At 69.4% G+C, this 24,740-nt stretch carries 17 protein-coding genes; 11 read left to right on the forward strand and 6 right to left on the reverse strand.

All coding sequences use genetic code 11. The features are described from left to right. The first annotated feature begins 479 nt into the window (after positions 1–479). The 5 genes from GHR20_RS36485 to GHR20_RS38010 all read left to right on the forward strand — a co-directional run bounded on the left by GHR20_RS36485 (position 480) and on the right by GHR20_RS38010 (position 9,439). Complete coding sequence (locus GHR20_RS36485; RefSeq protein WP_243878263.1) at positions 480–2,084, forward strand: DUF2397 family protein; 1,605 nt, start codon at positions 480–482, stop codon at positions 2,082–2,084. Continuing rightward, entirely contained in the window at positions 2,081–3,454 is a 1,374-nt protein-coding gene (locus GHR20_RS36490; protein WP_243878264.1) for a DUF2398 family protein, read from the forward strand. The genes GHR20_RS36485 and GHR20_RS36490 overlap by 4 nt, the downstream gene beginning before the upstream one ends. After that, positions 3,451–7,689 carry an SbcC/MukB-like Walker B domain-containing protein gene (locus tag GHR20_RS36495; protein WP_153815727.1) on the forward strand — a complete coding sequence of 1,413 codons (4,239 nt, stop codon included), beginning with the start codon at positions 3,451–3,453 and terminating at the stop codon, positions 7,687–7,689. The genes GHR20_RS36490 and GHR20_RS36495 overlap by 4 nt, the downstream gene beginning before the upstream one ends. Beyond that, a complete protein-coding gene (locus GHR20_RS36500) occupies positions 7,686–8,963 on the forward strand; it encodes a DUF2399 domain-containing protein (RefSeq protein WP_153815728.1) in 1,278 nt (425 codons plus the stop codon). Before GHR20_RS36495 ends, GHR20_RS36500 begins: the two co-directional genes overlap by 4 nt. Positions 8,964–9,187: 224 nt before the next feature. Then, positions 9,188–9,439: a hypothetical protein gene (locus GHR20_RS38010; protein ID WP_243878265.1), complete on the forward strand. Its 252-nt coding sequence runs from the start codon at positions 9,188–9,190 to the stop codon at positions 9,437–9,439. A 75-nt stretch (positions 9,440–9,514) separates the two neighbouring features. Here the strand turns inward: GHR20_RS38010 and GHR20_RS36510 are convergent, their stop codons facing one another. Beyond that, a complete protein-coding gene (locus GHR20_RS36510) occupies positions 9,515–10,414 on the reverse strand; it encodes a hypothetical protein (RefSeq protein ID WP_153815729.1) in 900 nt (299 codons plus the stop codon). A 107-nt stretch (positions 10,415–10,521) separates the two neighbouring features. Between GHR20_RS36510 and GHR20_RS36515 the strand changes: the two genes are divergently transcribed. The 3 genes from GHR20_RS36515 (at position 10,522) to GHR20_RS38240 (ending at position 14,502) form a co-directional block, all read left to right on the forward strand. After that, complete coding sequence (locus GHR20_RS36515) at positions 10,522–11,928, forward strand: hypothetical protein (RefSeq protein ID WP_153815730.1); 1,407 nt, start codon at positions 10,522–10,524, stop codon at positions 11,926–11,928. Positions 11,929–12,349: 421 nt separating this feature from the next. Continuing rightward, positions 12,350–13,246: a hypothetical protein gene (locus tag GHR20_RS36525; protein WP_153815732.1), complete on the forward strand. Its 897-nt coding sequence runs from the start codon at positions 12,350–12,352 to the stop codon at positions 13,244–13,246. A 1,121-nt stretch (positions 13,247–14,367) separates the two neighbouring features. Further along, the gene (locus GHR20_RS38240) at positions 14,368–14,502 is read left to right on the forward strand and encodes a hypothetical protein (RefSeq protein ID WP_275549804.1); all 135 of its coding nucleotides are present in this window, start codon (positions 14,368–14,370) and stop codon (positions 14,500–14,502) included. A gap of 1,179 nt (positions 14,503–15,681) precedes the next feature. Here the strand turns inward: GHR20_RS38240 and GHR20_RS36530 are convergent. The 3 genes from GHR20_RS36530 to GHR20_RS36540 all read right to left on the reverse strand — a co-directional run bounded on the left by GHR20_RS36530 (position 15,682) and on the right by GHR20_RS36540 (position 17,735). Continuing rightward, on the reverse strand, positions 15,682–16,137 hold the full coding sequence (locus tag GHR20_RS36530) for a hypothetical protein (RefSeq protein WP_153815733.1): 456 nt from the start codon (positions 16,135–16,137) through the stop codon (positions 15,682–15,684). A gap of 381 nt (positions 16,138–16,518) precedes the next feature. Next, positions 16,519–16,791 (reverse strand): hypothetical protein, encoded by a 273-nt coding sequence (locus GHR20_RS36535; RefSeq protein WP_153815734.1) that lies wholly within the window; start codon positions 16,789–16,791, stop codon positions 16,519–16,521. Then, positions 16,788–17,735: a hypothetical protein gene (locus GHR20_RS36540; protein WP_153815735.1), complete on the reverse strand. Its 948-nt coding sequence runs from the start codon at positions 17,733–17,735 to the stop codon at positions 16,788–16,790. Before GHR20_RS36540 ends, GHR20_RS36535 begins: the two co-directional genes overlap by 4 nt. A gap of 449 nt (positions 17,736–18,184) precedes the next feature. On the opposite strand from GHR20_RS36540, the gene GHR20_RS36545 reads away from it, so the two are divergent. The 3 genes from GHR20_RS36545 to GHR20_RS36560 all read left to right on the forward strand — a co-directional run bounded on the left by GHR20_RS36545 (position 18,185) and on the right by GHR20_RS36560 (position 21,907). After that, entirely contained in the window at positions 18,185–18,355 is a 171-nt protein-coding gene (locus tag GHR20_RS36545; protein WP_153815736.1) for a hypothetical protein, read from the forward strand. 369 nt (positions 18,356–18,724) lie between these two features. Further along, positions 18,725–19,396, forward strand: a complete 672-nt coding sequence (locus tag GHR20_RS38015) for a hypothetical protein (RefSeq protein WP_243878266.1) — start codon at positions 18,725–18,727, stop codon at positions 19,394–19,396. Positions 19,397–20,470: 1,074 nt separating this feature from the next. Beyond that, positions 20,471–21,907 (forward strand): hypothetical protein, encoded by a 1,437-nt coding sequence (locus tag GHR20_RS36560; RefSeq protein WP_153815738.1) that lies wholly within the window; start codon positions 20,471–20,473, stop codon positions 21,905–21,907. A gap of 651 nt (positions 21,908–22,558) precedes the next feature. Here GHR20_RS36560 and GHR20_RS36570 read toward each other — a convergent pair. Both GHR20_RS36570 and GHR20_RS36575 read right to left on the reverse strand, forming a co-directional pair. Beyond that, on the reverse strand, positions 22,559–23,191 hold the full coding sequence (locus GHR20_RS36570; RefSeq protein WP_153815739.1) for a hypothetical protein: 633 nt from the start codon (positions 23,189–23,191) through the stop codon (positions 22,559–22,561). 169 nt (positions 23,192–23,360) lie between these two features. Beyond that, positions 23,361–24,287 carry a hypothetical protein gene (locus GHR20_RS36575; protein WP_153815740.1) on the reverse strand — a complete coding sequence of 309 codons (927 nt, stop codon included), beginning with the start codon at positions 24,285–24,287 and terminating at the stop codon, positions 23,361–23,363. Between the last annotated feature and the right edge of the window lie 453 nt (positions 24,288–24,740).

Consider the following 24,740-nt stretch of genomic DNA (forward strand, 5'->3'; position numbering starts at 1 on the left):
CGCCGGGCGCGACCTCCCCGGCAGTCACGCGTAAGAGTCAACTCCTTGAATTCTCGAACGCGCTGTCGAGTTCTCGGGGGTGCGGCCTTTCGGGTCCTGTGTTTAGCGCCGGCAGTGCTTCACGGACCGATATGGCCGAATTCATCCGGCGCCCCGAAGGTGGCAGTGACTGTGACGCCACCCGCCTGGCAGTCGGGCTCTACGTGATCATTCTTGCAGTCGAGTCGACCATCGATGCAGGTCAGGTGCGGCAATTGACGAGGGGGAAGCGAGCTGGGGATGTCAACGGTGCTTGATCTATTTTGCTTGAGAGGCGGGCGGTGTGTTCGAGCCATATTTGGCAGGGTGCACTGCTTGAATTCGCGGATTTCCCGAGGTGCTGTCAGTGGTGACGGCTACTTTCCAAAACGAGGTCCGGATATGCGGCCGTTGGCATCGTGGATGGGGGAGTGGTGACGCCAAAAGAGCAGGAGTTGGGCTTGGCTGACGACGTGGCTGATGCGTGTCAGGTGGTGGGGTACCTGGTGCGGCCGGAAGCCAACGACTACATCGCGATCATGGATGTGTTGGAGGGGTCGGTGACCGACCTGACGGTTGCCGAGGTCGTGGCAGCACTTGTGGCTGCTGGAGTGCGCTTGGACGCACGCTTGGTGGAGAAGCGCCTGGACGCGCTGAAAGACGTGGGTGCGGTTTCGTTCCGGTCGGACACCAGTCACGCGCGCCGGTACGCCGAGATTCTGCCCCGGAACTGGCGCTATACCGCCAGCCCGGCGGGCAGGCACGTCCAGCGTTTCTACCGCCAGGTCCTGGCGGGAACGGTCACCGTGCGGGAAATCCCGATCGTGTCGCTCAGTCGCACCGTGTCCCACCTTGAGCAGCTCGCTGCAGCCCTGGGCGTGGGCGAGCCCGATGCCAGCCTTCTCGACGCTACCGTGCTGGATGCCGTGAGTTCTGTGTTCACCAGCCACGACGACCTCGACGCTGCCCTGGTGGGTGCCGAGGATGCCCTGATCGGTCTCGCCGACCGGTTCGACCTGGACGAGGAACACACCAACGACCTCAAGGGTCTTCTGGTCGACTACGCCACCCGCGTGGCAGTCGAACTCGACTCCGGCTCCGCACGGGCCGCGGCAGCACTCGCGGTGCTGCGGCCGTGGTTCGGCCTGTTGGCCCAGGCGGTTGTCGATGCCTCCCAGGCCCGTGACCTCATCGCCGCGGGTGCCCTCAGCGCCTCCCGCGGCGGCCGCGCGGAGGACTGGGACGGACTGTGCGCGTGGTTCGATGCCCGATCCGGACGGGCCGCACGTTTTTCGCTGCGCCTGGTGAGGGCGCTGCCAGGCATGCACGCCAACCTGCGTCGGCTGCACTCCTCGGCAGGCACCGCCTCCACCCGTAGCCGCGCCTTGGCCCTGGCCCGGGCGGTGCTGACTCCGGAGATCGGGGTGCAGATCTTCCAGGCCGCGGTCGGCGACCATTCCTGGCGCAAGCTCTACGGCCAGGCCGACGAGGACGACATGGGCCGCAACCCGTCCTGGCGCGGCGGACCGCAGGTGCCAGTGCCGACACTGCTGCGCACCGCCGGCCGGTCGGGGCCGCGTGGCAGAGGAGCCGCACCACGCGACGACACCGTGGCCAAGGCCCAGGTCGCCGAGGCCCGGGCACGCCGCCAGGCCGGACACCAAAGGGCACTCGCCGAGGTCCTGGCCGCGCTTCCCGGCGAGCAGCTGGACGAGGCAGCCGCCCGGGCCGCGCTCGCCGCCCTGATGGCCGCCGCGCGCGCCGCCGCAACCGGGCCCCGCCGCACCGGCACAAGCGGGGGTCTTGCCTGCACTCTCGTGCACACCGGCTCTGGTACCGGCATCCTGAACGCCCCCACCTGGAGGGTGCTCCTGCCCGGACGCATCCCGCTCTTCCATCGGCCCGGCCAGCGTCCTTCGGCCGCGGCCCTCGCCGCCCTCGTGGGAACGAGGACGACGGCCGACATCTCGGCGCACGCAACACTGCGCATCACCCCGCACACCGGCCCGAGCACGTCCGACAACGACACCTCCCGCATCATCTCCCGGCAGGAGGGAGCAGCATGAGCGAGGACACGGACCTTCCCGTACGCGAGCCGGAGTCGGCACCGGATCCGGCATCCCCGCCTTCTCCGCAGCGGCGCAGGGCATGGCGCCCCGAGGCCGACGCCGAGGCAGCCGCACTCCTGCGCCGCCTGGCGGCCACCTGTTGGCTCATCGGCGGCCGCGACGACGAACTTATCGCCGCGGTACGCCGCAACGAGCACGCGCTGCGCTCCGCCGTCGCCCGGCTGGGATGGGTCCTGATCGTCGAACGCGACCTGGTCCGCCTGCGCAAGAGCCCGCCACCACGCCCCCAGGCGTGGGCCGACCAGGGACCGAATGCCGCCGCCTGCTCCTGGTTCTTCCTGCTGCTGGCTGCCGCCGAGTCGATGCCGCCGCGCACCGCCGTGGGACACCTGGTCACCCAGGCCCACGCCGCCGCTGCCGAAGCCGGACTACCCGTCAACCACGACATCACAGAACGTCGGGCGATCCTGGCCGCACTGCACATGCTCGACGACCGCGGCGTGATCGAACGCCTTGACGGTGACCTCGACCGCTACCTGCACGACGAACAGGCCCCTGTGCTGCTGGCCGTCCACCACACCCGGCTGGCCTACGCCATCGCTAACCCCGGCACCCTCGACCCGGCCGCCGACCCGCACGCATGGCTGGAACAGGCACAGCGCGAACCGGACGCCGCCCGCCGGATGCGCCGCGCGCTCGTGGACGACACCTGTGTGCACACCGCGCTGCTGGACGATGCCGAGGCGCAATGGCTGAGCCAGCGTGTGCGCGGCGACGACGGCGGCCCGCTGGCCGACGCGTTCGGGCTCGTACTGGAACGCCGCGCGGAGGGAGCCGCATTCGTGGTGCCCGATGGGGCCTTCCGTCACTTCAGCGAACTCGGCCCAATGCACTTCCCGGCACCCGGGACCATCGCCCATGCCGCGCTGCTACTCCTCGACCACGCGGCACTGCACGGCACCGCCGACAACGCCCCCGGGGCGGGCTGGCGCGGCCTGGTGGAGGAGGCGGTGGTGGAAGCACTGACGGCATTCGGTACCAACAACACCTCCGGCCGTGGCGGCTGGAGCACCGAGTACGTCCAAGACCCCCTCCTGTTGACCGGCAAAGTACGCGACCTGCTGACCGGCACCCACCTGGCCCGGCTGACCCCCACCACCTTGCAGGCCGACGGCGAGACGACGCTCATGTGGTGGTTCGCCCCCATCACCGGCCGCTGGGCGGAGGAAGGCACCGCCCAGCCCAAAACCGCCCCCACCCGCGCACGCCGCAGCACACCCACACCGCAGCGCCCCCATATCCCCGTACAGCAGGGCCTGTTCAGCGCGACCGAGACCGACAAGAACCCGGAGGGACACCCTGCATGAGTGACATCTTCGACCTCGACTTCACCCTGCCGCCGGCGCCCGCCCCGTCAGGCAACACCGGCCGCTTCGGCGGCCGCTGGCGGCTGGTCGGCGCCGGGCTGTCGAACGTGTGGCGCTACGGCGACCTGGAATTGCCTGCCGCATCGGGCCGGCTGCTGCTGCGCGGACCCAACGGGACCGGCAAGACCACCGCGCTGGAAGCCTTGTGGCCCTACCTGCTCGATCTGAACGGAGCCAAACTGGCCGCTGGCAAGGCACGCCCCACCACCCTGAAACTCCTGATGAGCGAAGGCGCCCCTGCCAAGGGCCGCCGTTACGGCTATCTTTGGCTGACGTTCGCAGCCCCGGCCGGCGAACCGGCACCGAACACGCCGGACGGGGCGGCAGACGACGTCGTCAGCTTCGGTGTCCGGCTGCAGTACTCGCCCAGCTCCACCCCCGCCGTCAGGGTCGTCCCCTTCACCATGCCGGGCCGGCCGCTGAAGGACCTGGCGCTGCGCGGCCCCCACAACAGCGCCTTGGAGCACGAGGAGTTCTCCGACGGCGTCGAGGCCGTCGGCGGACGGATCTTTGCCGAGCCCGAGGACTACATCGAAGAGCTGGCCGCCCGCATCTGGTCCACCACCTCCGGCGAACTGAGGCTTCTCGCTTCACGGCTGCGGGAAGTGCGCAATCCCACCCTGCTGGGCGACGTCTCCCCGGCCGCAGCCGCCGACGCACTGCGCCAGTCCCTGCCCGGCGTGGCTGAGGACGTTCTCACCGCCACCGCCGAGGCCCTCGCCGAATCCGACACGACCCGCGAGGCGTTCGAACGCGACGAGCACGCCGCCACCCTCCTCGAGGAGTTCGCCCGCGTATGGACCGGGCACGCCGTCGACGTCACCCGCACCGCCCACACCGCCGCACGCCACGCCCACGACGACGCCAGCACCCGCAAGCGCCGCGTCCAGCAGTGCACCGGCCTGCTGGAGAGCGCGAAGGCCGAAGCCGACCAGGCCGCAGGCGACGTCCAACGGCTCGACAACGCCCACCAGAAGGCTCAGGCCGCCGTCCGCGCCATCGAGACCAGCGATGCCTACCGCTCCCACGGGCACGTCATGGACCTGCGTAAACGGCTCCGCGCCGAACAGCGCGCCGCATCCAGCAGCTACGACAGCCTGCACACCGCCGCCCAGCAGGCCCGCACCCAGACCAAGACCGGCCAAGACGCCCTCAACGACGCCATCGGTGACATCGAGGACACCCTGGCCGACGCGGAGGCGGCCGGTTCCCCGCCGGTGGCCCTGGAGACCCTGCTCGCCCACCACCCCCGGGCCCGCGTCACCCGTCCGGTCGCCGACCGCATCGCCGATCCAGGTCCGGGCATCACCCTCACCCACGACCGCGAAGGCCTCGACCAGCTTGCCACCACGTTGAGGACCCGAGCCCAGGAACACCGATCCACGGCCGACCGGGCCACACTGGTCCTACGCGACCACGACCCCGTCGCGGCGGCCGAAAAGACAGCCGCGACCGCACACCGCACAGCAGCCAGCGCCGAGAGCGCCTACGACGAAGCCAGCCAAGCCCATGACCGCGCCACCGCGGCGGCTCGCTCGGCCGCCCGCCAGGCACTCGCCGAGTTGACCCGGTGGGCACCCGAACACCCCGCTCTGCGGGGCCTGCACGACGAAGCACCCCTGGCCGGGGATGAACTGACGGTATGGGACACGGACGACGTCGAGGCCCTCATCCACGCAGAACCCGCCGCGGTCCGCGACCAGCTCAACACCTGGGCCGACCAAGCCCTGCGAATCGGCGAAACCCTCGCCGCCAGTCACGAGAGCGCAGCCCAGCAGCACCTCGCCACCGCAGCAAGCCTCGACGCCACCGCCGCCCAGCAGCGCACCGAGGCCCACCACCTGCGCTCGGGACGGCTCCTACCACTGCCGCGCCCCGCCTGGGCCGGGCCGGGCGAGGACGACACTGCACTCGGCAGCCTGCTCGAATGGCACCCCACCCTCGACGACGCGGACGACCACAAGGCCATGCTGGAGCTGGCCCTTGCCAGTTCCGGAATCCTCGGCGCCCACCTGCACGAGGGCGGCGCCACCACCCACGCCTGGCACATCAGCCCCGCAGGCGCCGTCCAAGAGCACAACCTGACCGCAGTCCTCGACATCGCCCCCAGCCACCCTCACACCGACCTCGCCCGCGCCGTCCTGCAGCGCATCGTCCTGGCCGACACCGCCACCACCTCCGACCGCCCGGACACGCCGGCGCTCGTCATCGGACGCGACGGCACCTTCACCGCCGGTCCCCTCGCCGCAGACCCCGCCACCGCCCTGCACGCCGCCAGCAACCAAATCCCGGCCGCCTCACACGTCGGCGCCCGCACCCGCCTCGCACGGGCACGAGCCAGAGCCGACGAACTCGACGCCACCGCAAAGGAACTCGAGACCAGCGCCGCCAACGAGCGCCGGCTCGCCAGCGAGCGCTGCCAGCAACGCGACGCCCTCCGCGCCGAAGGACGAGGCTTCCCCCCACGGGACGAGCTGACCACCGCCGAGGCCGAGCGCTCCCGCACTGCGAAGACGGCGCATGAACGCCACGGCACCGCACGGACCCTGCGCGGGCGGGCCGATGACGCTGCGGCCCAACACACCCGTCTGCGCACCGCATGGGAGACCCGTGCCCGGAGCCTGGACCTGCCCGCCGACCCCGGCGGCCTGGCCCAGCTGGTCGACACAAGCCAGGCATCCGCCCAGCAGCTGAACGGCTACGCAACCCAGCTGACCACCCGGCTGCTGCCCCGGATCCAGCGCATCGTGGACGCTCTGCCTGACGAAGCCGCCCTCGCCGAGCGCCTCGCCGAACTCCAGCACGCCGCCCAGGACATGCACACCACCGTGCTCGAGACCCAGGCAGAACTCACCGAAGCCCAGTCCCACGGCGACGCCGATGACGCGGCACGCCGCTACGAGCAGGCCACCGCACAGGCCAAGGACCTCCACCAGCAGCTCAAACAAGCCGCAGCGCAGGTCCTCATCGCCGAAAAGCGCCTCAGCACCTGCGAAAGTGACCTCACCTCCGCCCAAGAACGCCTCAACGAATCCCTGCCCCTGCAGAAAACCACTCGGGCGCACCTGACCGCGCTACTCGCCTGCCCTCCCCTTACCCAGGCCCTCGGCGCCGATGCCCGCCTCACAGCCAAGGACACCGACACCGCCGACCTCCTCACCGCCGTCGACGACCTGCTCGCTCGCCGCCCCACCGCCTCCAAGAAGACCCTCGGCGAGCACTACGACGCCGTCCGTGCCGAACTCGCCCAGACCTGGACCATCGCCCACGACGACTCACCCGCCGGCATCGAAGAGCTCGACACCTTCGTCCTCACCCACGCAGAAACCCACTACGACCCCCTCACCGCTGCCCAACGCGCCAAGGCCCTCGCCGGCCGGGCCAAAGCCGCACTCGACGCCGCGGAAGCGGCTGCGCTGCGCGACTTCGTCATCGGCCGCCTGCCCTCCGCCATCGGCACCGCATGGGCTGCCCTGACCGGCTGGAAGAAGACCGTCAACCGCAAAATGCGGGCGGCCCAGGCATCCTCCGGCGTCGGCGTACAAGTCCAGATCGACCTGCGCAGCGACCTCGACGCCGCCACCCGCACCGTGTATGAGCTGTCCTGCACCGTCGGTGACGCCCTACGCACCGACGCGCAGAAGGAAGAAGTCAGCCAGGCATTGCAGTCCCTGCTGGCCGCCGCGGACGGCTCCACCATTCAAGAACGCCTCGCCGCCGCCGTCGACATCCGTAGCTGGGTCGAGGTTCGCTACCTCGTGGAACGCCCCGGCCCCGACGGGAAGCCCGTCACCGGTCAGTGGGGCTCGCGCACAGGCCTGTCTGGCGGCGAACGGCGCCTGGTCGTCCTGGCCCCCATGCTCGCCGCCATCGCCGCCAGCTACGACCGCTTCACCAGCACCGGCCTGCGCCTGATCCCGCTCGACGAAGTTCCCGCGGAAGTCGACGAGCGCGGCCGCGAAGGACTGGCCCGCTACCTCGCCGAACTCGACCTGGACATCCTGTGCACGTCCTACCTGTGGGACGGCGCACCCGGAGCCTGGGACGGCATCGACGCCCACGACCTCGAAGCAGGCGCCGACGGCACCGTCGTCGCCTTCCCCATGCTCATCCGGACAGGCCAGGCCCTGCCCGGAGACACGGGTTCCGCACCCCAGGCCGGGGGAGTGGCATGAGCTGCGCCCTGTGCGAGGGAGCATGCGACGGCGCCGACCTGGCCCCGCTGCTCAGCCACGAACTCGCCTGGCTGTGGAAGGCCCTGGCAGCCGTGGCCGACCGGCGCGGAGACGAGTCCCTCACCAGCGGTCCCGCCGTGACAGTGACGGTGCCCGCAGAACCAGTACAGCGGGCCGCCGCGGCCGGTCTCATCGACGGACGGCCCCTGGAACCGGGCCAAAGCCGCCGCGTCAGCCTGGAACGACTGACCGCCGCCCTGGCCACCCGCGGCCCCCGGCTTACCCCCGGGGCCGTCGCAGCCCACGCCTGCAACCGACGGCTGGCGGCAAACGCCCGCCGCCGTACCCAACAAGCCGTCGCGGCCGACCGCATCCGCGCCCAACTCGAAAGCGCGGCCGCTGATTTACCTGCCCATGTCCGCGATCTCGTCGGCCCAGAAAACGTCTTCACCCGCCTGCGCACCCTGGGATGGGTCACCCGCCTGCTCAATGCGCCGGACCCCGCCGAACTGCTAAGCCAGGCGCTGCACGTTGCCGCGCGACTGCCTCCGCCGGGGCGGCGTATCGACCGCCGCCTCCTGGTATCCGGCAATCCCCACGCACTTGATACGGGCGCACTGCCCGCACTCGTGCTGGCCCTGACCGGATCCTCCGGTACCCCCGTGCGTTCGGGCTGGGCACGTCTGGGGGTGGACTGCGACGATCTGCTCGGTGGGCTCATCATCACCGGCGTCACGCCCCGGGGGTGGCGGATCCCGCCCGGTGCCACATTCACTCTGCCGCCCCGCGAGCTGGCCCATATCGACTGGGAGCCTCCCGAGACCACCGGAACGTGGGTCTTCGTTACCGAGAACCCCTCCGTGCTGGCCGCAGCCAGCACCCAGGCCTTGACCCGGGACAGCGTCGTGAGACCACGGGTGATCTGCACCGCCGGCACACCCTCCCAACGGGAATGCGAAGCCATTGGCGTTCTGGCGGACACCGGATGGAACATCGCCGTCCGCGCTGACTTCGACCAGGCCGGCCTGGCACACATGCGTGCCCTCCTGGCTGCAGCACCTTCCGCGGTTGCGTGGCGGATGGGCGCAGCCGACTACCTCGCGGCCGTCCCCGAGGGCACTGACGTCCTGCATCTGCGGGGCTCGGATGCCCCCTGGGACGACCATCTGGTACCCGTGATGCGCAAACACTCCGTGCCGGTCTACGAGGAGGATCTGCTTCCCGCACTGCTGGCCGACATCATGGCCGGTGCACCGGGCTCTTGTGTTCTGTGACGTCCGGTAGCTCCGAAAACTCGTCTCGGAGCGTGCCGCGCACAGCGCGGCGAACAGGCCGTCGCCCCCGGTGGTCCGCTTGCCGCTTGGCGGGGATGTGGTGGCGGAAGAAGGCCCAATCGTGGCGCGGGTGAATCTTGATGCGGACCCATGCACCACACCTGTTGCATCCGCTACAGTGCTCGCGGCCGCTCCTGAGCTGCGGAAACTCCCTCCGCATACTCGTGGCGCCCCGGAGGAACCTCGGCGACTTCGACTGCTCGGGCGAGGACATCGAGCGGGACTGGGTGGAGCGCACCGGCTGCTGGAGCTCGGTGACCCGGGTGTTGCTCACCTACGAGCAGATGCGCGCGTACGGGCTCCCGGCGACCGAGGGCAAGCGCGGCGACGCGGGGTGGCCGGCCTTCGCCCGCCGCTACGGCTTCGACATTGAGCGCCCGGCGCGATGTCCTCGCGCAGCAGATCGCCCGCGATGAACAGCAGCGCCGCGCGTTGTCCGAGTTCCTCGGTCGATGGGACACGGGGCGGCGGAGGGACGTCCGCATGAGCCCTCAGTACGTTTCGAAGTCGGGTTCCCAGTCCGGGTCGGGCTCTTCGTCGTCGTTGAGTACTTGGCCCTTGATTCCCGCGAGGTCGAGTTCCCACATCGTGAGTGTGAGCCCGCACAGGCGGCACCCGAACTGCCGGGGGAGGAACCAGACGTCCCCGTAGTCCCCCGATCTGTCCCGGCCACTGGCGAAACCGGTGTGTCCGCACGCGGGGCATTCTGCGGGCACAGCAAGCGGCCACGGAGCGGCGGTCGGCAGCGCGGACAGACTGCTGACCAGTTCGGCGATCTCGGCTTCGGACAAGCGCCGGGTGGTCTCGGCAAACCGCTCGCGGGCCTGCCGGATTTTCGCCTGATACCGGATCTCCATCTCGTTCGTGGCCTGGGCCACCAGCGCGGTGCAGGCTTCGAGGTGCGTGCCCCAGAAGCCATCGGGCTCTGCCGACAGGGCTTTCAGCAGCGCGCTGATGTGCTCGATACCCGCCGCCAGGAGCTCGCGGCACTCGGTCACGGGCTGGCCCCACCCCATGTGGGTGATGCCGTTGCGAGACTCCCGCAGCTCCTTGAGCCTGGCAGGCGTCTTGTGCTCGGGGCCGAGGAGCTGGGCCGCCCTGTGAATGGCCCCCTCGCCGCCGATGGTCTTGAGTCCGTCGCGGCCCTTCTTCGTCTTGTCTTCGTTCCCGCTCAGGACTAGGAGGTCGTCCACGCTCGGCTGCTTCTCCGACGCGAGGAGGACGGGGAAGACGGACGCCAGGTACGCCTTGGACGCGTGTTCCACCGCGACCGCCATGTGGTGCACAGCGAAGTCCTGGTCAATGGGCTCCTCCGGGTACGCGTCGACGGCCGTGCGCGCCCACTTCCGGGCCGATATCAGCAGGTGCTCGTGGATCGATTCGTGCGACATACGAATCAAGGTAGAGGGGCAGTGTGTGAGGGCACTGCGACTTCGGCTGTCGGGCAAGCTGAACGGGCAGGGTGGAATCAAGTCCGGGCGTCGCTCATCATCATGGGATGGGGGAACCGATGGACATGGCGCGGTTGCGGAGGCTGATCGACGGCGTGCTCCTGACGCTGTACAGGCGCTACACCGCGAAGGAACTGCCGGCGCTGTGCGATCGCCTCGGCCTTCCCTCGCCCAGTGTGGGCGACACCAAGCACGAGCGCCTGGTGGCCAGCCTGAACGCCTGCCCCGACGACCGCCTGCCGGATGTCGCCGACGCCGTTCTTGAGCAGGAGGAGCTCGACCAGGCTGAACGCATGGCGCTGCAGGACGTTCTGTGGCTCGGCCGTCACCACGTACAGATTCCGAGCCGGACCAGACGCGAGCTGGCCAGAGACTTCGATCTCGCCGGTCACCTCGGCTATCCGGACCGCTTCATGGCGCTGCTGGGCCGGCTGTGGCACCTGGACAACGACCCACTGAGCGGGTGGGCCACCTCCGCCAACAGCCTCCGCGACGAGATCAACCGTCACGTCATCAGATTCCCGGGTGACTGGTCGACCGAGGAATTCTTCGAGCAACTCGGAGCCTTCGAAGCCCCCCACCCACGCTTCGGAGCCTTCCTCGAGGGGCTGGCCTCCGCATCCGTTCTACCCGATGAGCAGGCCCAGCGCCGCTTCGTCGAGCTCGCCAACCGGCATCTGCAACCCGTGGGCGCCATGCTGAGCCAGGACGGAGAGGCAGACGGCTACCCCCAGTTCCACCTGGCTCCGCACGGCCGCGGCACAGCGCGCCGACCGCGCAACCTCATCTTCGCCACTCTGGGCAAGCCCGACATCCGCTTCACCAGCGCCCTCGACAACGACATCGAGGTCGCCGAACGCGCCGACGAAGTGCTGGTCTACGACCGCCCCGTCGGCAAAGAGGGTCTGCTCTGGCGGCACCTCCTGTCCTGGTGGCAGGAGACCCGGGACATCACTGATCAGGAGCAGGCGGCGCGAGCCCTCTACGCCCGCATGGAGGCTTCACTGCCACCAAAATCCCCAGGACAGAAGAACCTCTTCTGGCACTACCACCACGCTCACCGGGACCACCTGAGCGACGTCCCCGCGCTCCTGCCGGAGATATGGCTGCACTGGGACCCCAAGACCCTCTCCGAACGTGGCGTGCACGCCATGCAGAACCTGCGGATGGACTTCCTCATGCTGCTCCCGGGAAACCGACGCGTGGTACTGGAAGTCGACGGCATACAGCACTACACCCGCAACCGAGGAACCGAACCCGACAGCACAAAGTACGCCGCGACCATGGCCGGCGACCGCGACCTGAAGTTCCGCGGCTACGAAGTTTTCCGGTTCGGCCACGACGAACTCCGCAACCGCGAAAGTGCCCAGCCCCTGCTCGCCGACTTCTTCGCCGCGCTCCTTGACCGCTCACCCGCCGGTCCGTCTCCAGTGCTGCCATCAGCCCCAGGCTGATAGCGGGGCTCCAGTGTTCTGGTCTGGGCGCCGCCAGCGACCAGCGGGGGCATCGGTGGGGGAGAGGTCGGGGCGCGTCCGGTGCCAGTGTGCAGCGTGCCGCCAGCGGCCGGAGGCGTCGCGGGCGACATCGACGCCGACTTCCACCACCAACTCGGATTCCACCAAAGGGCGGTCCGGCCCCCGCCCGGGGCTCGCGCCGCACCCCGCAACGACCCGGCCGGCGGTCCGCGGTAGGGACGCTGACCGTGCAGCAGGCGCGCATCATGAACGTCGGACGCACAGCGTGATCAATCCCGAAGCGCGATGAACGGCGGCGATGCTGCGGCGAGCCGGGGAGGCAGGTTGAAGTCCCTTGTGGCCCAAGTCCCGCCCCGAAAATGCGCAGCGGGATCGTCGCGGAGATGGACACACTGGCCGGATGACCGACGACTGGCAGCGGGGCTATCCGATCGACCTGCGGACCCCGCAGCAACGGGAAAAGGCCTTCAAGGACCATGTCTCGCCCGACTTCGAGCAGATGGTGGGCCGAGTTCTGGCGCGTTTCACCGGCGCTCGCGTGTACCTCCAGGACGACAACACGAAACAGAAGATGCCCGACGTCCGGATCGACCACGACGACGGCCGGACCGGGTACGCCGAAATCTGGATGGCCCTGGATCGCCACCACGCCGAAGTGGCCGGGGTCCTCAGCCGACGGCCGGACCTGGCCGCGCCGCACCTCACCCGGAACTGGACCGTCAATGTCACTGGCAGCTTCCGCTTGAAACAGCAGGGCAAGAGGTACACCGAGTGGCTCCCTGATCTCCTGGCCCGCTTTGAGGCGGCCGGCCAGTTCTACGAGTACGTCCCGCGCCCCGACAACCTCTCGGTTCACCCCGGAGATCCTGCCGACGAGGCGCGCGCCATGGGCATCCGCGGCCTCGCATCCCACCCGGCCGGCGACGGCGAAAACGGGCGGGTCCAGTTCATCCTGTGGGAGATCGGTGGGCCGGCCGACGTGACATGGGAGCCGTTCCACGACTGGCTCGACGACCATCTCAACGCCGACTCCGCGCACATGCGGGGCAACAAGGAGAAACTCGCCGGGGCTGGCGGCAACGAGCGCCACGCCGTCATCGGAGTGACGATGACCAGCCCCTGGGCGGTCTTCCACGCCCTCCACTTCGACGCCGACACCTTGCCGCCGCTCCCGCCGAAGCTCCCCGAAGAGTTCACGCACCTCTGGCTCATCGGCGCCCAGGCATCCGACCGCTGCCTCGCCTGGTACCCGGATCGGGGATGGTTCGAGCCACACCGGGCCTGGGCGACGGACTGACACTCGCCACGTGACGCACTCGGCGCACCGCGCCTGGCCCCGTCAGCGGGCCGGCTCGAGCTGGCAACGCTGAACCCGATCGAGGGGCGCCTGCTCGCATCACACCGACCGCTGCGGCCGGTTCCGGGAGCGGGCCCCCGACCCCCGAACAACCTGACCGTGCCGCTCCCGTGCTGCTCCACCCGGAAGCGACGCGTTCCGCGGCAGGGGAGCGGCGAAGCACTGGCCCGGCGGGTGTCCCGCCGCACGGGACGCTGACCGGCATGCCGGTCCCGGCCGCTTGCGGCGGTGGCACGCTTCTCGGCGCTCAGCACCGGCAGACACTCAGGGGCAGGGCGGGCAATGGGCAAGGCGAGCAGGAGCAAGAAGGAACGCAGGAGGAAGGAGGCCCGGATCTGGGACCCCGCCGCCGCAGCGCGCGACGCATTGCGCGACCGGGCGGCCAGCGCCGTGCTCCTCGAAGACAACCCCTACACGGCCGCGTACTTCGCCGGGGGCACCGACCGGGTGTTCCAGGAGGCGATGTGGCAGCACATCTGCCTGGGCCTGGACCCCGCACAGGCCTGGCACGAAACGGCTGCCTGGGGGATGGGCGACGCCGGATACCGCGGCCCCTGGCCGCACACCACCCAGCTCATCGCCGACTACGCCGTCTGGGAACGAGATCAGCAGCTGGCCCTGCTCCGCGACGGTGACATCTGCGTCGTCTCACCGGCCGCTCACGTGGCAGTCATCGCAGCCGCCCTCACGGTGGACGCCACCGACCTGCTCACCCTAGACCGGGACATCCCTCTGCACGCCGCTGTCGTCGTCATGCCCGAACCGATCGTTCTCAACTGCCGCAACGTCGCTCTCTGCGACCTCAGCGTGCTCGACTGGAGGCACATCACGAGCTACGGCCCAGCCGGCGAGGAGTACGCCGCGGTCAGGGTCAGCGCGATGCTCCGCCCCGACGGCCCCTCCATACGCCGGCGTGGGGAGAGTTCCTGGCCGAAGCACAGGCCGGCGGCTACCCGACGCCCCCGTGGTTCCCCGCCGGAACCAACGGCGTGCGCGCGGACGCCTCCACCAGGAGCCCGGCCGCACACGCTGAAGCGATCGCCCGCATCAGGACCCGGCACATGCTGCACAGCGATGTCACCGACCTCATCCGCGGCGACGACGACATTCTCGTGCCGGACACGGCTCAGTGGAACGGCGAACCGATCCCCGACCCCTACAACGACTTCGCCGAGCGGTACCTCTTCGCGTTCTGACGGCTCGCCGCGCAAGGCGTCACCACCACGACCGCAACACCCCCGCCCTCGGGCCCAGCACACCAGCCATCCCACGGCAGCACCGCTGCCCGCCCCGACACCGCCGACATCCGCCTCGTCGACCTGCGCCGAACCGCTGAGCGCTCCTCAGGGACCGACATCGCACCCGGCCCGCGCCACTACACCCACCGATGGCCCGTGCGCATGCACAAGGTCAACCAGTGGTCCCCAGCCTCGGCCGTCACAAGATCCGCTGGCGTGGCCCGTACATCCAGGGCCCGGCCGATGCGCTGCTCCGGGTCAAAGACTCCGCCTATCACCTGAGCATCTGAAGCCCCGCCGGCCGAGCGCAGGGTCAGGCCGCGCGAGCAGGCCGACAGCGGGCGGCGAAGAACAGATGGAGCCCGCCGCGCGCTGATCCTCGAGCCGACGCAGGGCCCGTTCGGCGGCCAGTCTGCGCTGTTCGGCGGCAGCGGCTCGCTGCGTTGCGGCCTGTCGGTGCTGTTCGGCTAGTGCTGTGACCGGGAACGTTCGCCGGCGCCGGCTCGATCAGCCTGATCGTGCTGCTTCCCACCTCCATGAGGTTTGGCGAGGGAGGCCGACGAGGTCCTGTCCCCGCGGCCGGTGCACCAGAGGAGTACCTGAGTGGGGTCTCCGGGCGGCGCGGTGCGCCGGAGCGCCGAATTCGCGCCGTTCCGTTGATCACCCCGGCGCGGCTCGGGACCAGTAGCACCTGCCAGGGGCGGGCGGTGAAAAGTGTCAGGGATCGGCTGCGGAAAGTGGTAGGCCCTCGAGCCGGGGGGCGGACGCGTCATGGGTGGCCCGTCTCGGCGGCGGTATCGGCTGCAGCCTTTCCCGCAGGATTCCTATGCGGAAACGGCTGCAGATTCTGTGACGCGCCAACGGGCCGATCCGGCGCCGCTCGCAGTAAAAAACCCTGGCTGACCTGCGACGTTGAGCAGCGCGGAGGGCTCCGGCGACATGGCAGAGTCTGGCCCGGACGCACCGCAGCGTCCCCGACGAAGGGGGAGACATGAGCATCATCATGGCGGCCATCATCAGCGCCCTGGGCACCGTCATCGTGGCGGTGATCAGTACGCGGCGGCGGGGGCCAGGGCAGGATGCGGGGAGAGGTGACGTGACGCGCGATCACAGCTCTGGCCGCGTCACGTCACCTCGTCACCTGGTCGACAGGCGGGCGAACAGGCCGTGCCGTGCCGGGCGGATGCCGAAGTGCTGCGCCTCTTCGGCTGCCAGGTGCATCCGGCACGCGACGAGGAACGCCACCGTCAGCATGGGCGTGGGGGTGGCGGGCCCGGACGGGGCGTCGACGTCCAGGTCGTCGACCAGACGCCGGCACTGGGCGACGAGCTGCTCCGCCGCGGACGCCACCTCACAGCCGCTCCCCAGGGCGACAAGCCCCTCCCGCAGCTCCAGGGCCCGCAGGTGGGCGCGCGCGGTCTCCTGCCCCTGCCAGGCCACGCCGGGCAGCGCGGGCCACAGGCCGGCGACCATGCCGATCTCCCGCGCTGTCCTGACGAACTCGACGTACGTCTCGGAGCGCAGCTGCTGCGCGTGCAGCCCCGCCGCCCCGTCGACGACCGGTCGGTGCCGGGCGGCGGCGCGGGCCGTCACGTGGGTGATGATCGTGGTGGTGACTGGGCTTACGGGACGAGAGTGAATGGGCGGCCTCAACCAGGCTGGGTGGCTCCCCGAGGACCGAGCGACCTACATCTCGCTGCTGGCGGGCCTGACGACCCGGCTCCCGTTCCGTGTCACCCCCGAGCCGGGACGGGAGCCCCCCTTTCGCCCGAGCGCGGGCCCCGCTCCCCCCGCTTGCCACCTGCTCATCTAGGTGTACGCATCCCGCACGGAAAATGGACGCAATCTGATCGTTCCGGTGTGGCGACAGACCCTCCAGCGCCCGCCCCGCAGCAGCGCTTGCCCGCTCCCGAGGGAAAGTCCCAAGGCCCAGCTCACGACAGGCTCAGGGGGTAAGCACGGGGCGGCCCGCGCTCACTCGTGCCGAGAGGGACCTCGCTGCTGGCCAGCAGTGAGTGCGAGGGGCACGGCACGGAGCCCGACGTCATACGCCATCGCGCCGAGGGCGAGGACCACGAGTGGCCATACGAGGGGGGAGGCTGCCGGGATGGTGCCGTGGACCAGGGCCGCGCCGACGCTGCCGGTGCCGAGTGTCGCGGTGCAGGCCGGAACATGGGGCAGGGCGATCCGCAGCACCACCTCCCGGCGCCGGGCCGGGCGGGCCGGGACGGGGTTGAGGGCGCTCATCGTCCGCTCACCAGGCTCGTCTCGGCCTTCAGAGAGCGGCTGGTGATGCGCGCAGCGAGCCCTTTCACCTTCCGGCGGACCTTCTCGCCCTGACGCTTCGGTTGCGCAGCACCAGCGGCCATGGCTGCTTCAGCCCAGGTGGTGACTCCGGGGGTGGCAAGGGCGAGTGTCACCGCTCGCTCGGCCGGGGAGAGGGCCTCCAGGATCTCGGTCAGGCGCGGGTCATCGAAGCCGGCTTCAACTCCGGCGTCGGCGGCGGTCTGTGCGGGGACCAGGTCGTACAGGGTCAGCCCGTCGCCGAGCGGGGTGTCGAGCAGCAGCAGCCGCGCTTGGCCGGTCTTGCGGCGCCAGACCGGGGTGAGCTGCTGGTTGATGGCCCTGGCCTCTGACTTCAGCTTCTTCAGAGCGTCAGGGGTGAGGTGACCGTGGTCGTAGAGAGGATCCGCCCAGTTACCGAGCAAGGCGGTGGAGACCGGTTCATTCCATCCGCTCCACAGTCCCATCACTTCCGACCTGAAGGAGTGGATTGTGGATCCGTCGCCAGCGAGGGCGGCCTCGCGGGCGCTCAGCGCCTGGATCACGTCGAGGACGGGGATGTTCAAAGCCCGGAACCCGGACTCGATGGTCCGGTTGGCCGGGTGGCCGGCCTCGAGTACCGCCATGCCAGTGGTGGTGGTGATCATCATGGGAGAGGCGACACGGTCGAACGGCTCCGGCAGTCCGAACGTGCCGTCCACGTCGAGAGCAACGCTTCCGTCCTCCCGGAGGGTCACGGTATCGCCGGCGTTCCCGCTCCAGTGGGCCGGGAACAAGGCCGTGACCGCCGCGCCGGTTCGCGAGTCCCAGTTGAACTGGCTGATCCGCTCCGCCAAGTCGGTGTGGATGGAGTCGTCGTCCTCGACCAAGGTGTAACTGGGCGTAGGTGTCGGGTCTTCGGTGGCCATGAGCGTCTCCTTGTCGGGGGAAATCGTTCTCCTCTCGGTCCCGGCAGAGGCCCAATCCGACAACGCACCTCGGATTCTTTGTGTGATCTGAGTCATAGCGGTCCAGGTTGGCAGAGCGGTCCAGTTCAGGCTGGTTTGGTCACTGCCCCGGGCGGCCGTTCAAACGCAGCTCACAAGCACCACGAGTGACTGGGCAGTTGGTCAACGCTGACTTCAACGCCGGTCCGGGGCTGAGCCACTTACGGAGCCAGCTATCGGCGGGGCAGGCCAGCGCGATCGCGGCGTGCCCCTGCCAGGTTCGCCTGCCTGCCGCTCCCAGTGGCGGCCACCGGGCGGCCCCGGCCGGCACCTGTGGGCCCCGCGAGGTTTTTCCCGTCCTCGCGTGGCCGGTGTGACGAGATAGAAGTGCCGCCCCTGCCGCGGAGGGTTGGTACGAAAGGAGCCTGACCGTGAACAGAGCACAACAGCGCGGACCGGATGCTGTTCGCCGGGTCCTGCTGTGGCTGGCGGTGACTGCCGCTGCTGTGCTGGCTGCCCAAAGCCAGCAGTGGACCAGCGCCCTGACCACGGCGATTGCCGTCTACGCTGTCGCCGAACCGGACCGTGGGAGGCGTCTGTGACCCGCACCTCGCCTACTGCCGCGGAACTCGCCCTGGCCGCCGAGGTCGGCCGCTTGGGACTGACCGCTACTCCCCACCAGCTCGAACGCTGGCGCGCCAAGCGCTGGCTGGCCCCCACCGACCAGTGGACCGACCCCGCAACCGGCCCACTGCGCCCCAACATCGTCCACCGGGCCGCATGGCTCGCCCTCCTCTCCAGGCCAGGCCGCAGTATCAGCTGGATCGGCTGGATGTTCTGGGCGATCGACGACACCGAAGAGACCGCCGCACTGCTGCACCGGGCCCTGATCCGGACCATCCAACTGCCCCTGCGTCAGGCGCGCATCGCTCTCACCGAGATCCCGCAGGGCGACAGCGATGCCGCCTTCGATGTCCGCCAGGACCTCGCCGCCCCGGATGCTGGAGGGGCGGCGCGCCATTGGACGGGACCTGGACGGTCTGCTGCGCGACCACGCCGGCACCGCGGGCATCACCCTGCCCGGCTCCCGCACGGTGCCCAACCCCTTCGACACCACGCTGATCCGCGTCGGCGCCCGGCTGCTGACCGGCGGCATGGCCGACGTCAGCCCCGAAGAACTCACCGAAGCCTGGCGCAGCGTGTGGACCGGGCCGCCCGAGCACCTCGACCGGATCATCGCCGCCCACCTCGCCGCCGACGAAGCCGGAACCGACCTGCGCGCCCTGTCCCCGCTGGCGCAGGGACTGCCGGGGCTGGTCCGCGCCCTTGAACGGGCAGACGCACGCCTGCTGTGCGAGGCGGTCCGCGCATGCACCAAGGCATCCTCCACCCTCCTGAAGCTGCTCCTGGAACGCGCCGACGCCGGGATGCTGGCAGAGCTGATGGACGACGGGATGTGGGACCAATGGGTGCGTGTTGGAGGAATCGCCCCCGCCAGCCGGCTGGGGGAGGAGGCGATCACCCTGAGCACCGTGCAGTACCTGCTCGTCCCCGGCTGGGCCGAAGACCTCCACCGCTACCAAGACCGCATGGCCCGCATGCTGGCCGCGCCCACCGTGCCGACACCGGACGGCCGCCCATGACCGGAGCTGCAGGGCGACATGCCGCAAGCGACCAAATACCGCAAATAACGCAAATACCATGACCATTGGAAAACTCGCCCCCCGTGGTCCCGTACACCAGCAGACTCGCCATCCGGTCACCGAGAGCGAGGGAGGAGCAGCCGCGTGAAGACCTCTACTCGTCGGCCAGGGCACCGCCGATCTCCGCATCGTGCGGAACCTGCGGTTCCTGGTGGCCGCGCCCGCCTGATGTTCGGCTTCTGAATTTCAGTGGTCGGGTCTTCTGTTTCAGTGTCGGTTTAGGCCTGGTGGCGGTCGGTGAGTTGGGTGCCTGCTGAAGACATCGCGCCGATCTGGGGCTGAAGAGTGTTGCTGAAGTATGGGTGATTCTGATGGCGGGTCTATAGCGGTATGCCTGTACTGCCGTCACCTGAAGAGATCGAAGCCGCCAAGACGTCCAAGGAGGCGTGGACGCGTGCTCAGCTTGCCGAGTGGGGCGTGCCGTGGCCCCGGAGAAGGGCTGGAAGGACGAGCTGATCGAGCGCTGGGCGGCCGTGCGCTAGGAAGGCGCACCGCCGCCCCTGCCCAGCCCGGCCCCAACAGACTTCGCACAGGACACGCGCGACTTCGGCTGGCGACAGCGGGGCCGGACAGGATCACGCTGCCCGGCCCCGCCGCTGTTCCGCGAGCGAGGTGAAGCAACACGACCTGACCACCTGACAACACTGCCGGTCTGAAGGTCGTCCCCGTGCCCGCGGAGGTCCTTCGTCCACTCGGTGAAGCGTCGATGGGCCGTGGCGTCCGACGGCTCGAACGGCGCCTTCGGTAAATGCTGCCACGTGTTGCCCGTCGTGGCCACGAACACGATCACGGCCGGCACCTCCCGGTCACTGTCCGACGCCGGCCACCACCCTGAGGCCGCGCCGGTGCCTCCGGCGCCACTCGCTGGAACGGCTCTCACAACTCGTGCGGCACCGGTCGCTCGAGGATCCGCATTCCGGCTGACGGCTTACCTGGGCAACAAAATGAGATGACGTCTTGGTTGTCAGTGTCTGCTTCTACCCTGTTGAGAGCGCGTATCGCATGGGAGCGGGTATGGCGGATGAGACAGCGGTTATGCAGCAGTTGTGGCCGCAAGTGCTGGAAGCGACGAAGAAACGGCGGCGGTTCACCTGGATTTTGCTGAGCCAGAACGTGAAGGCGTTCTTCTACGACGGTGCCGTACTGACACTGGCCTGGGGCAGCCAGAGCGCGGTGGACAATTTTGTCAGTTCAGGTTCCTCCAGTGTGCTTGAGGCGGTACTCGGAGAGGTCCTCAGCCGCCCGGCCTCCGTCGAGTCGGTCCGCGAGACGCCACCGGTACCTCCGCTTCTCAGCCCATCAGCCCCGGCATCGCCGATGTGCGCGCCCGCCACCACTCCTGACCCGCCGTCGGGGCCGGACGCGGCGGCGGCCTCCGCCTTGCACCGCATGCTGGGTCAGACAGCGTTCTTGATGCATGAGCGGGGCGATAGCCGGGCCGCTGCTCTGCTGGCGGGTGTAGCAGAGGTGGAGCTGGTGCGCAGCGCCCGGTTCGCAGAGCGCACGGACGCCGTCCTCATCGTGCCGTCCTCTTTCTTGCCCCGGTTCACCGATGAGGTCCTCGCAGCCGTTGAACCGGTTTTCGTGCACGTCGCGGTGCGCCACGGCCTGCGGATCGACACGGTGCGTGCCGATACCGCGCTTCCCGAGATCGGTGCGGACTGGCGACAGACCCTGCACGCAATGCTGTCCAAAAAAACGACGCCTGAACAGGCGCCTCAGCTGCCGTCCAGGGAAGCCTCCTTAACATCTGACCGAAAGGAGGCTGTCGTCGCGGGCCAGACATCAGGGTGCTCCCGGCGCGGCAAGACCACGGGCCGCCGATGCCGCCGCCCGGCCGCCGATTGGCCGGCCTACGATGACCTGCCTTCCCCCGTGGCCGCGTGCTATGGCCATCTCACTCCCGAGGAGCAGGAAGCCTGCCAGCAGGCACGCGGCCGTGCCCGGGAGGAATTCAACGCCCGCTGGAGGGCAGAAAGCGCTGTCCGCCAGGCCCAAGGGGAAGAGACGAAACCTCGCACCTTCACGCCGCGGCCGTGCATCGGCCAGTGCACATCACAGGAGATCGCCTGGGGCCGTGATTCCGACGGGGCCTCGATGTCGTGTGCGAACTGCGACAACTGGGTGTGCGTGAGCTGCGGGCAGGCGCAGGTCGAGCACGTCCTGGAATTCTGCGCCGCCTGCTCGGAACGGGAGGCGATGTTCGACCCTGAACCCGATTGGGACACGCCGCATGACGGTGAGCCTGACACCGATCCCCACCCTCAGGCCCGGCTGACGGCCATGGTCAACGACCTGGTCAAAGCGACAGGCACCACGCACCGGGACGTGAACGCACGCCTCAACCGAACGATCGGGGTGCGCAGCAGGGTGGGTGCCGACGAACAGGTCATCCGCCGTGCAGCCGGCGCCGCCCGCGCTTGGCTCGACGAACTCGGTTCTCCCGGCTGACCAGGCGTCAGGCATGGCCAGGGACCGACCACACCTGTGTGGCATCCGGTGTGGGGGTTCGTCTCCGAACCGCCCGCGCAGACACCTCAGAAGAGCGCCGTGGTCGTTCCGGCTGATGCGGCGCTCTCGCAATCTCGTTGGAACAGACCGCGCTCGCGGAGATCGCGGATAGCATTCCTACCGCTTTGGGGGCGATGTCGCGACTCTGCTGCGCTGGTTCCCGATCCACGCCCCCGAGACGAAGCTCCGGCCCCTACGAGGGACGGCAGAGGCACCCGTCGGGGGAGCGGGCCGGCTACGTGCCGGACCTACGGGCCGCCGACCGGATCCGCCCGCCCGGGCGGAAGGTGCTGCTGTCGACGACCGAACTGTGCGGACGAGGGCGCGCCTCGGCGTTCCGAGCGTTCGGAGCCTGCACCGTGCCACCGGCTGGGAGAGCGGGCGAGGGCTGCGGCTGCGGTGGTGCGGGACCGGGCGGGGCCGGGCGGGGCCAGTGATCGACGTCGCCCTGGCCGCCGTGGATACCGTCGCTGCGGGCCATGAACCGGTGCCCCTACGGATGATCCACAGCAGGCACTGCCCCTCGTCGCCATCGATCTCGCGAACCCGTACCCGCTCTGCCATCCGCACATGATCTCGTTTAATGCAAGGTCATGTGGGTATCCCGGGCGGTGCGTAGTGGCGCAAGTAGTCACGCATCTGAGGCTCGAGCCCGGACAGGTCATTGCCGCTCAGTGCATGCCAGAGACGGTTCTCGATCCAGAACCGATGGGCGAACTCCCCGAACGAAGGCGAACACCAGAGGATTGCGGCCCTCTGTTCCTGCGGATCGTCGAGATTGGTCTCCGTCTGCTCCCCATTGCGCTGTGCCTCGTACTCGTATTCGTAGTCGAGATCGGAGTGCACCACGAACGCCTCACCCGAAGGACGGAGGTAGAGGTACCAGATGACGCAGTCTTGTTGATCCCGCAGGAATCGCACGAGGAAGGCACCAGGCTCCACCGGACTGGGCAGGGACTCTGAGATATCAGTCCAGCAGCAAGTCACCGAGACCTCATCCAGCGAGCGGTGCAGCTTCGAGTCGGCCTGGGGAGCAGTTTCTCCGGTACCACCGAGCCGTTGAAAGGTGCCCGTGAAATCGGTGGAGTCGAGGGGCGGCAGGCTCTTGTAGGGGTAGTACTCATAGGTGTAGCGGCAGGGCCGGTATTCACCCAGGTCGGTGGCACACCAGGCAGAGTCGAAGCCGACCGAGGACACGTCAGACCCTGATTGTTCAGCAGGCATCGGCCCCCCATGAGTCACCGTGAGCGGAGTTGCTGGCGTCAGCATCGCACTGCCTACCGGCACTGACTGCGACGGGTGGGCCAGGCGAGCTCTCGCAGGCGAGGGCGAACGTTGCCTGATGCGGCACTAGTAACGGGGCATCCGGGACTCGCCCTCCGGCGCCGGGGGTTCAGGTGGTGGGGGCGGTGCTCTCGCGTGCCGCTTTCACGGCGCGTGACCAGACGTCGGGGCTGCCTCCGTGTTCGCGGGCGAGGGAGGCGGCGAGTCCCCGGACATCGCCGCGCTCGCGCAGGGCTGTGAGGGCGATGGCTGCCCGCTGGTCGGCCTGAGAGCGGGTCGGTGCGGCCTGAGGGCGGTGCTTGAGGGCCTTGCGGACGGCATACTCCCAGGATGACTTCGGCCCGCCGTGCTGCATGCTGAGTTCCGCGACCAGTCCGGGGTGGTAGCCGTTGCGGTCGATCGCCTCGATGGCGTACCGCTCGGCGAGTTGCGTAGCCGTGAGCGGCTCGCCTCCGGCGCAGACGTCCAGTTCTGCCGCGAGTGCTTCCTCGAGAGCAGAGGGGCGTCCAACCGTGGAGTTGTCCTGGGTCCCGGGGCGGCGGCCGGCCTTGCCTAGCTTGTCCCCGGTGCGCCTGTTGTCGAAGTCCTGCAGATCGCCGGCGCGGAAACCGGGGATGAGGCGGCCGGTGGGCCCCTCGACCTCGCCGACGGGGCCCGGGAAGTACCCGGGGTTGTCCTTCAGGTACTTGCGGATCACCGAGGGCCCGCTGAATCCCAGCAGCTGGGCGGCCTTGTTGATGGAGACGACGGTCTCGCAACCGAGCGCGTGGAGCTCGGGGTCGGCCTTGAGGACCTTGCTCGCTTTGTCCTGCTGGAACCAGGTGTAGAAGGCGCGGAACTGCTGCTCGTCGTAGAAGTCGCTCCCGTCGATGCGTTCCTTCTCCGGGTGGCGGTGCCTCTCCGGCTGCTCGAGCCGGATCTTGTACCAGCGGGCCGCGGACCCGACGCTGGCGCCGGTGAACGCGCGGATCCAGTCGCGGTTGACCACGGCACGTTCGCCGACGAGGCGACGCTGCGGATTCAGGTCCTTGGGCATAGCACTCTCCGGTCGGGACTGCGGCCCTATAGTGGGGCCTGCTCCTCTTAATCACCGGTGCGCACGCGCCGGCGGCCAAGTCGAGTTGGTGAAGGTGGCCGGCGGGACGTTCGGTCGGGGTTGCCGCTCTGGGCCGACATCCTCGTGAGAGGGTGCCTCCCGCCGCCCACCATCTTTACCGCCATTTCGCATAATCAATATGGCGCTCTTGATGGCGGGTGTCAATCTCGCCTCGCCCGCACCGCATCACGACCGGCTATGACGGTGCGCGCCCACCTCCGTTCGAAGGGTGCCCCTGGCGTCACCCACTTGTCCCGCACAGTGAACGCGGTGACGGCCGTCGGCAAGGTCGAGGCTGCCCCCCTTCCGTGGGTTCCCCGTCCGAAGCGGCGGCGGTCATGGGATGGTGCCGGGCCGGCCTGCGGGTGGCACATCCTTCAGGGCCTGGATGGG

The organism is Streptomyces sp. SUK 48, from assembly GCF_009650765.1.
Lineage (GTDB): Bacteria > Actinomycetota > Actinomycetes > Streptomycetales > Streptomycetaceae > Streptomyces.

Excerpts from the sequence above, each read along its gene's own strand:
- GHR20_RS36500 (WP_153815728.1), top strand. The coding sequence starts at position 7,686 with ATGAGCTGCGCCCTGTGCGAGGGAGCATGCGACGGCGCCGACCTGGCC.
- GHR20_RS36515 (WP_153815730.1), top strand. The coding sequence starts at position 10,522 with ATGGGGGAACCGATGGACATGGCGCGGTTGCGGAGGCTGATCGACGGC.
- GHR20_RS38015 (WP_243878266.1), top strand. The coding sequence starts at position 18,725 with ATGTCCGCCAGGACCTCGCCGCCCCGGATGCTGGAGGGGCGGCGCGCC.
- GHR20_RS38240 (WP_275549804.1), top strand. The coding sequence starts at position 14,368 with ATGCTGCACAGCGATGTCACCGACCTCATCCGCGGCGACGACGACATT.
- GHR20_RS36525 (WP_153815732.1), top strand. The coding sequence starts at position 12,350 with ATGACCGACGACTGGCAGCGGGGCTATCCGATCGACCTGCGGACCCCG.
- GHR20_RS36535 (WP_153815734.1), bottom strand. The coding sequence starts at position 16,791 with ATGAGCGCCCTCAACCCCGTCCCGGCCCGCCCGGCCCGGCGCCGGGAG.
- GHR20_RS36540 (WP_153815735.1), bottom strand. The coding sequence starts at position 17,735 with ATGGCCACCGAAGACCCGACACCTACGCCCAGTTACACCTTGGTCGAG.
- GHR20_RS36560 (WP_153815738.1), top strand. The coding sequence starts at position 20,471 with ATGGCGGATGAGACAGCGGTTATGCAGCAGTTGTGGCCGCAAGTGCTG.
- GHR20_RS36570 (WP_153815739.1), bottom strand. The coding sequence starts at position 23,191 with ATGCCTGCTGAACAATCAGGGTCTGACGTGTCCTCGGTCGGCTTCGAC.
- GHR20_RS36510 (WP_153815729.1), bottom strand. The coding sequence starts at position 10,414 with ATGTCGCACGAATCGATCCACGAGCACCTGCTGATATCGGCCCGGAAG.
- GHR20_RS36490 (WP_243878264.1), top strand. The coding sequence starts at position 2,081 with ATGAGCGAGGACACGGACCTTCCCGTACGCGAGCCGGAGTCGGCACCG.
- GHR20_RS36575 (WP_153815740.1), bottom strand. The coding sequence starts at position 24,287 with ATGCCCAAGGACCTGAATCCGCAGCGTCGCCTCGTCGGCGAACGTGCC.
- GHR20_RS36495 (WP_153815727.1), top strand. The coding sequence starts at position 3,451 with ATGAGTGACATCTTCGACCTCGACTTCACCCTGCCGCCGGCGCCCGCC.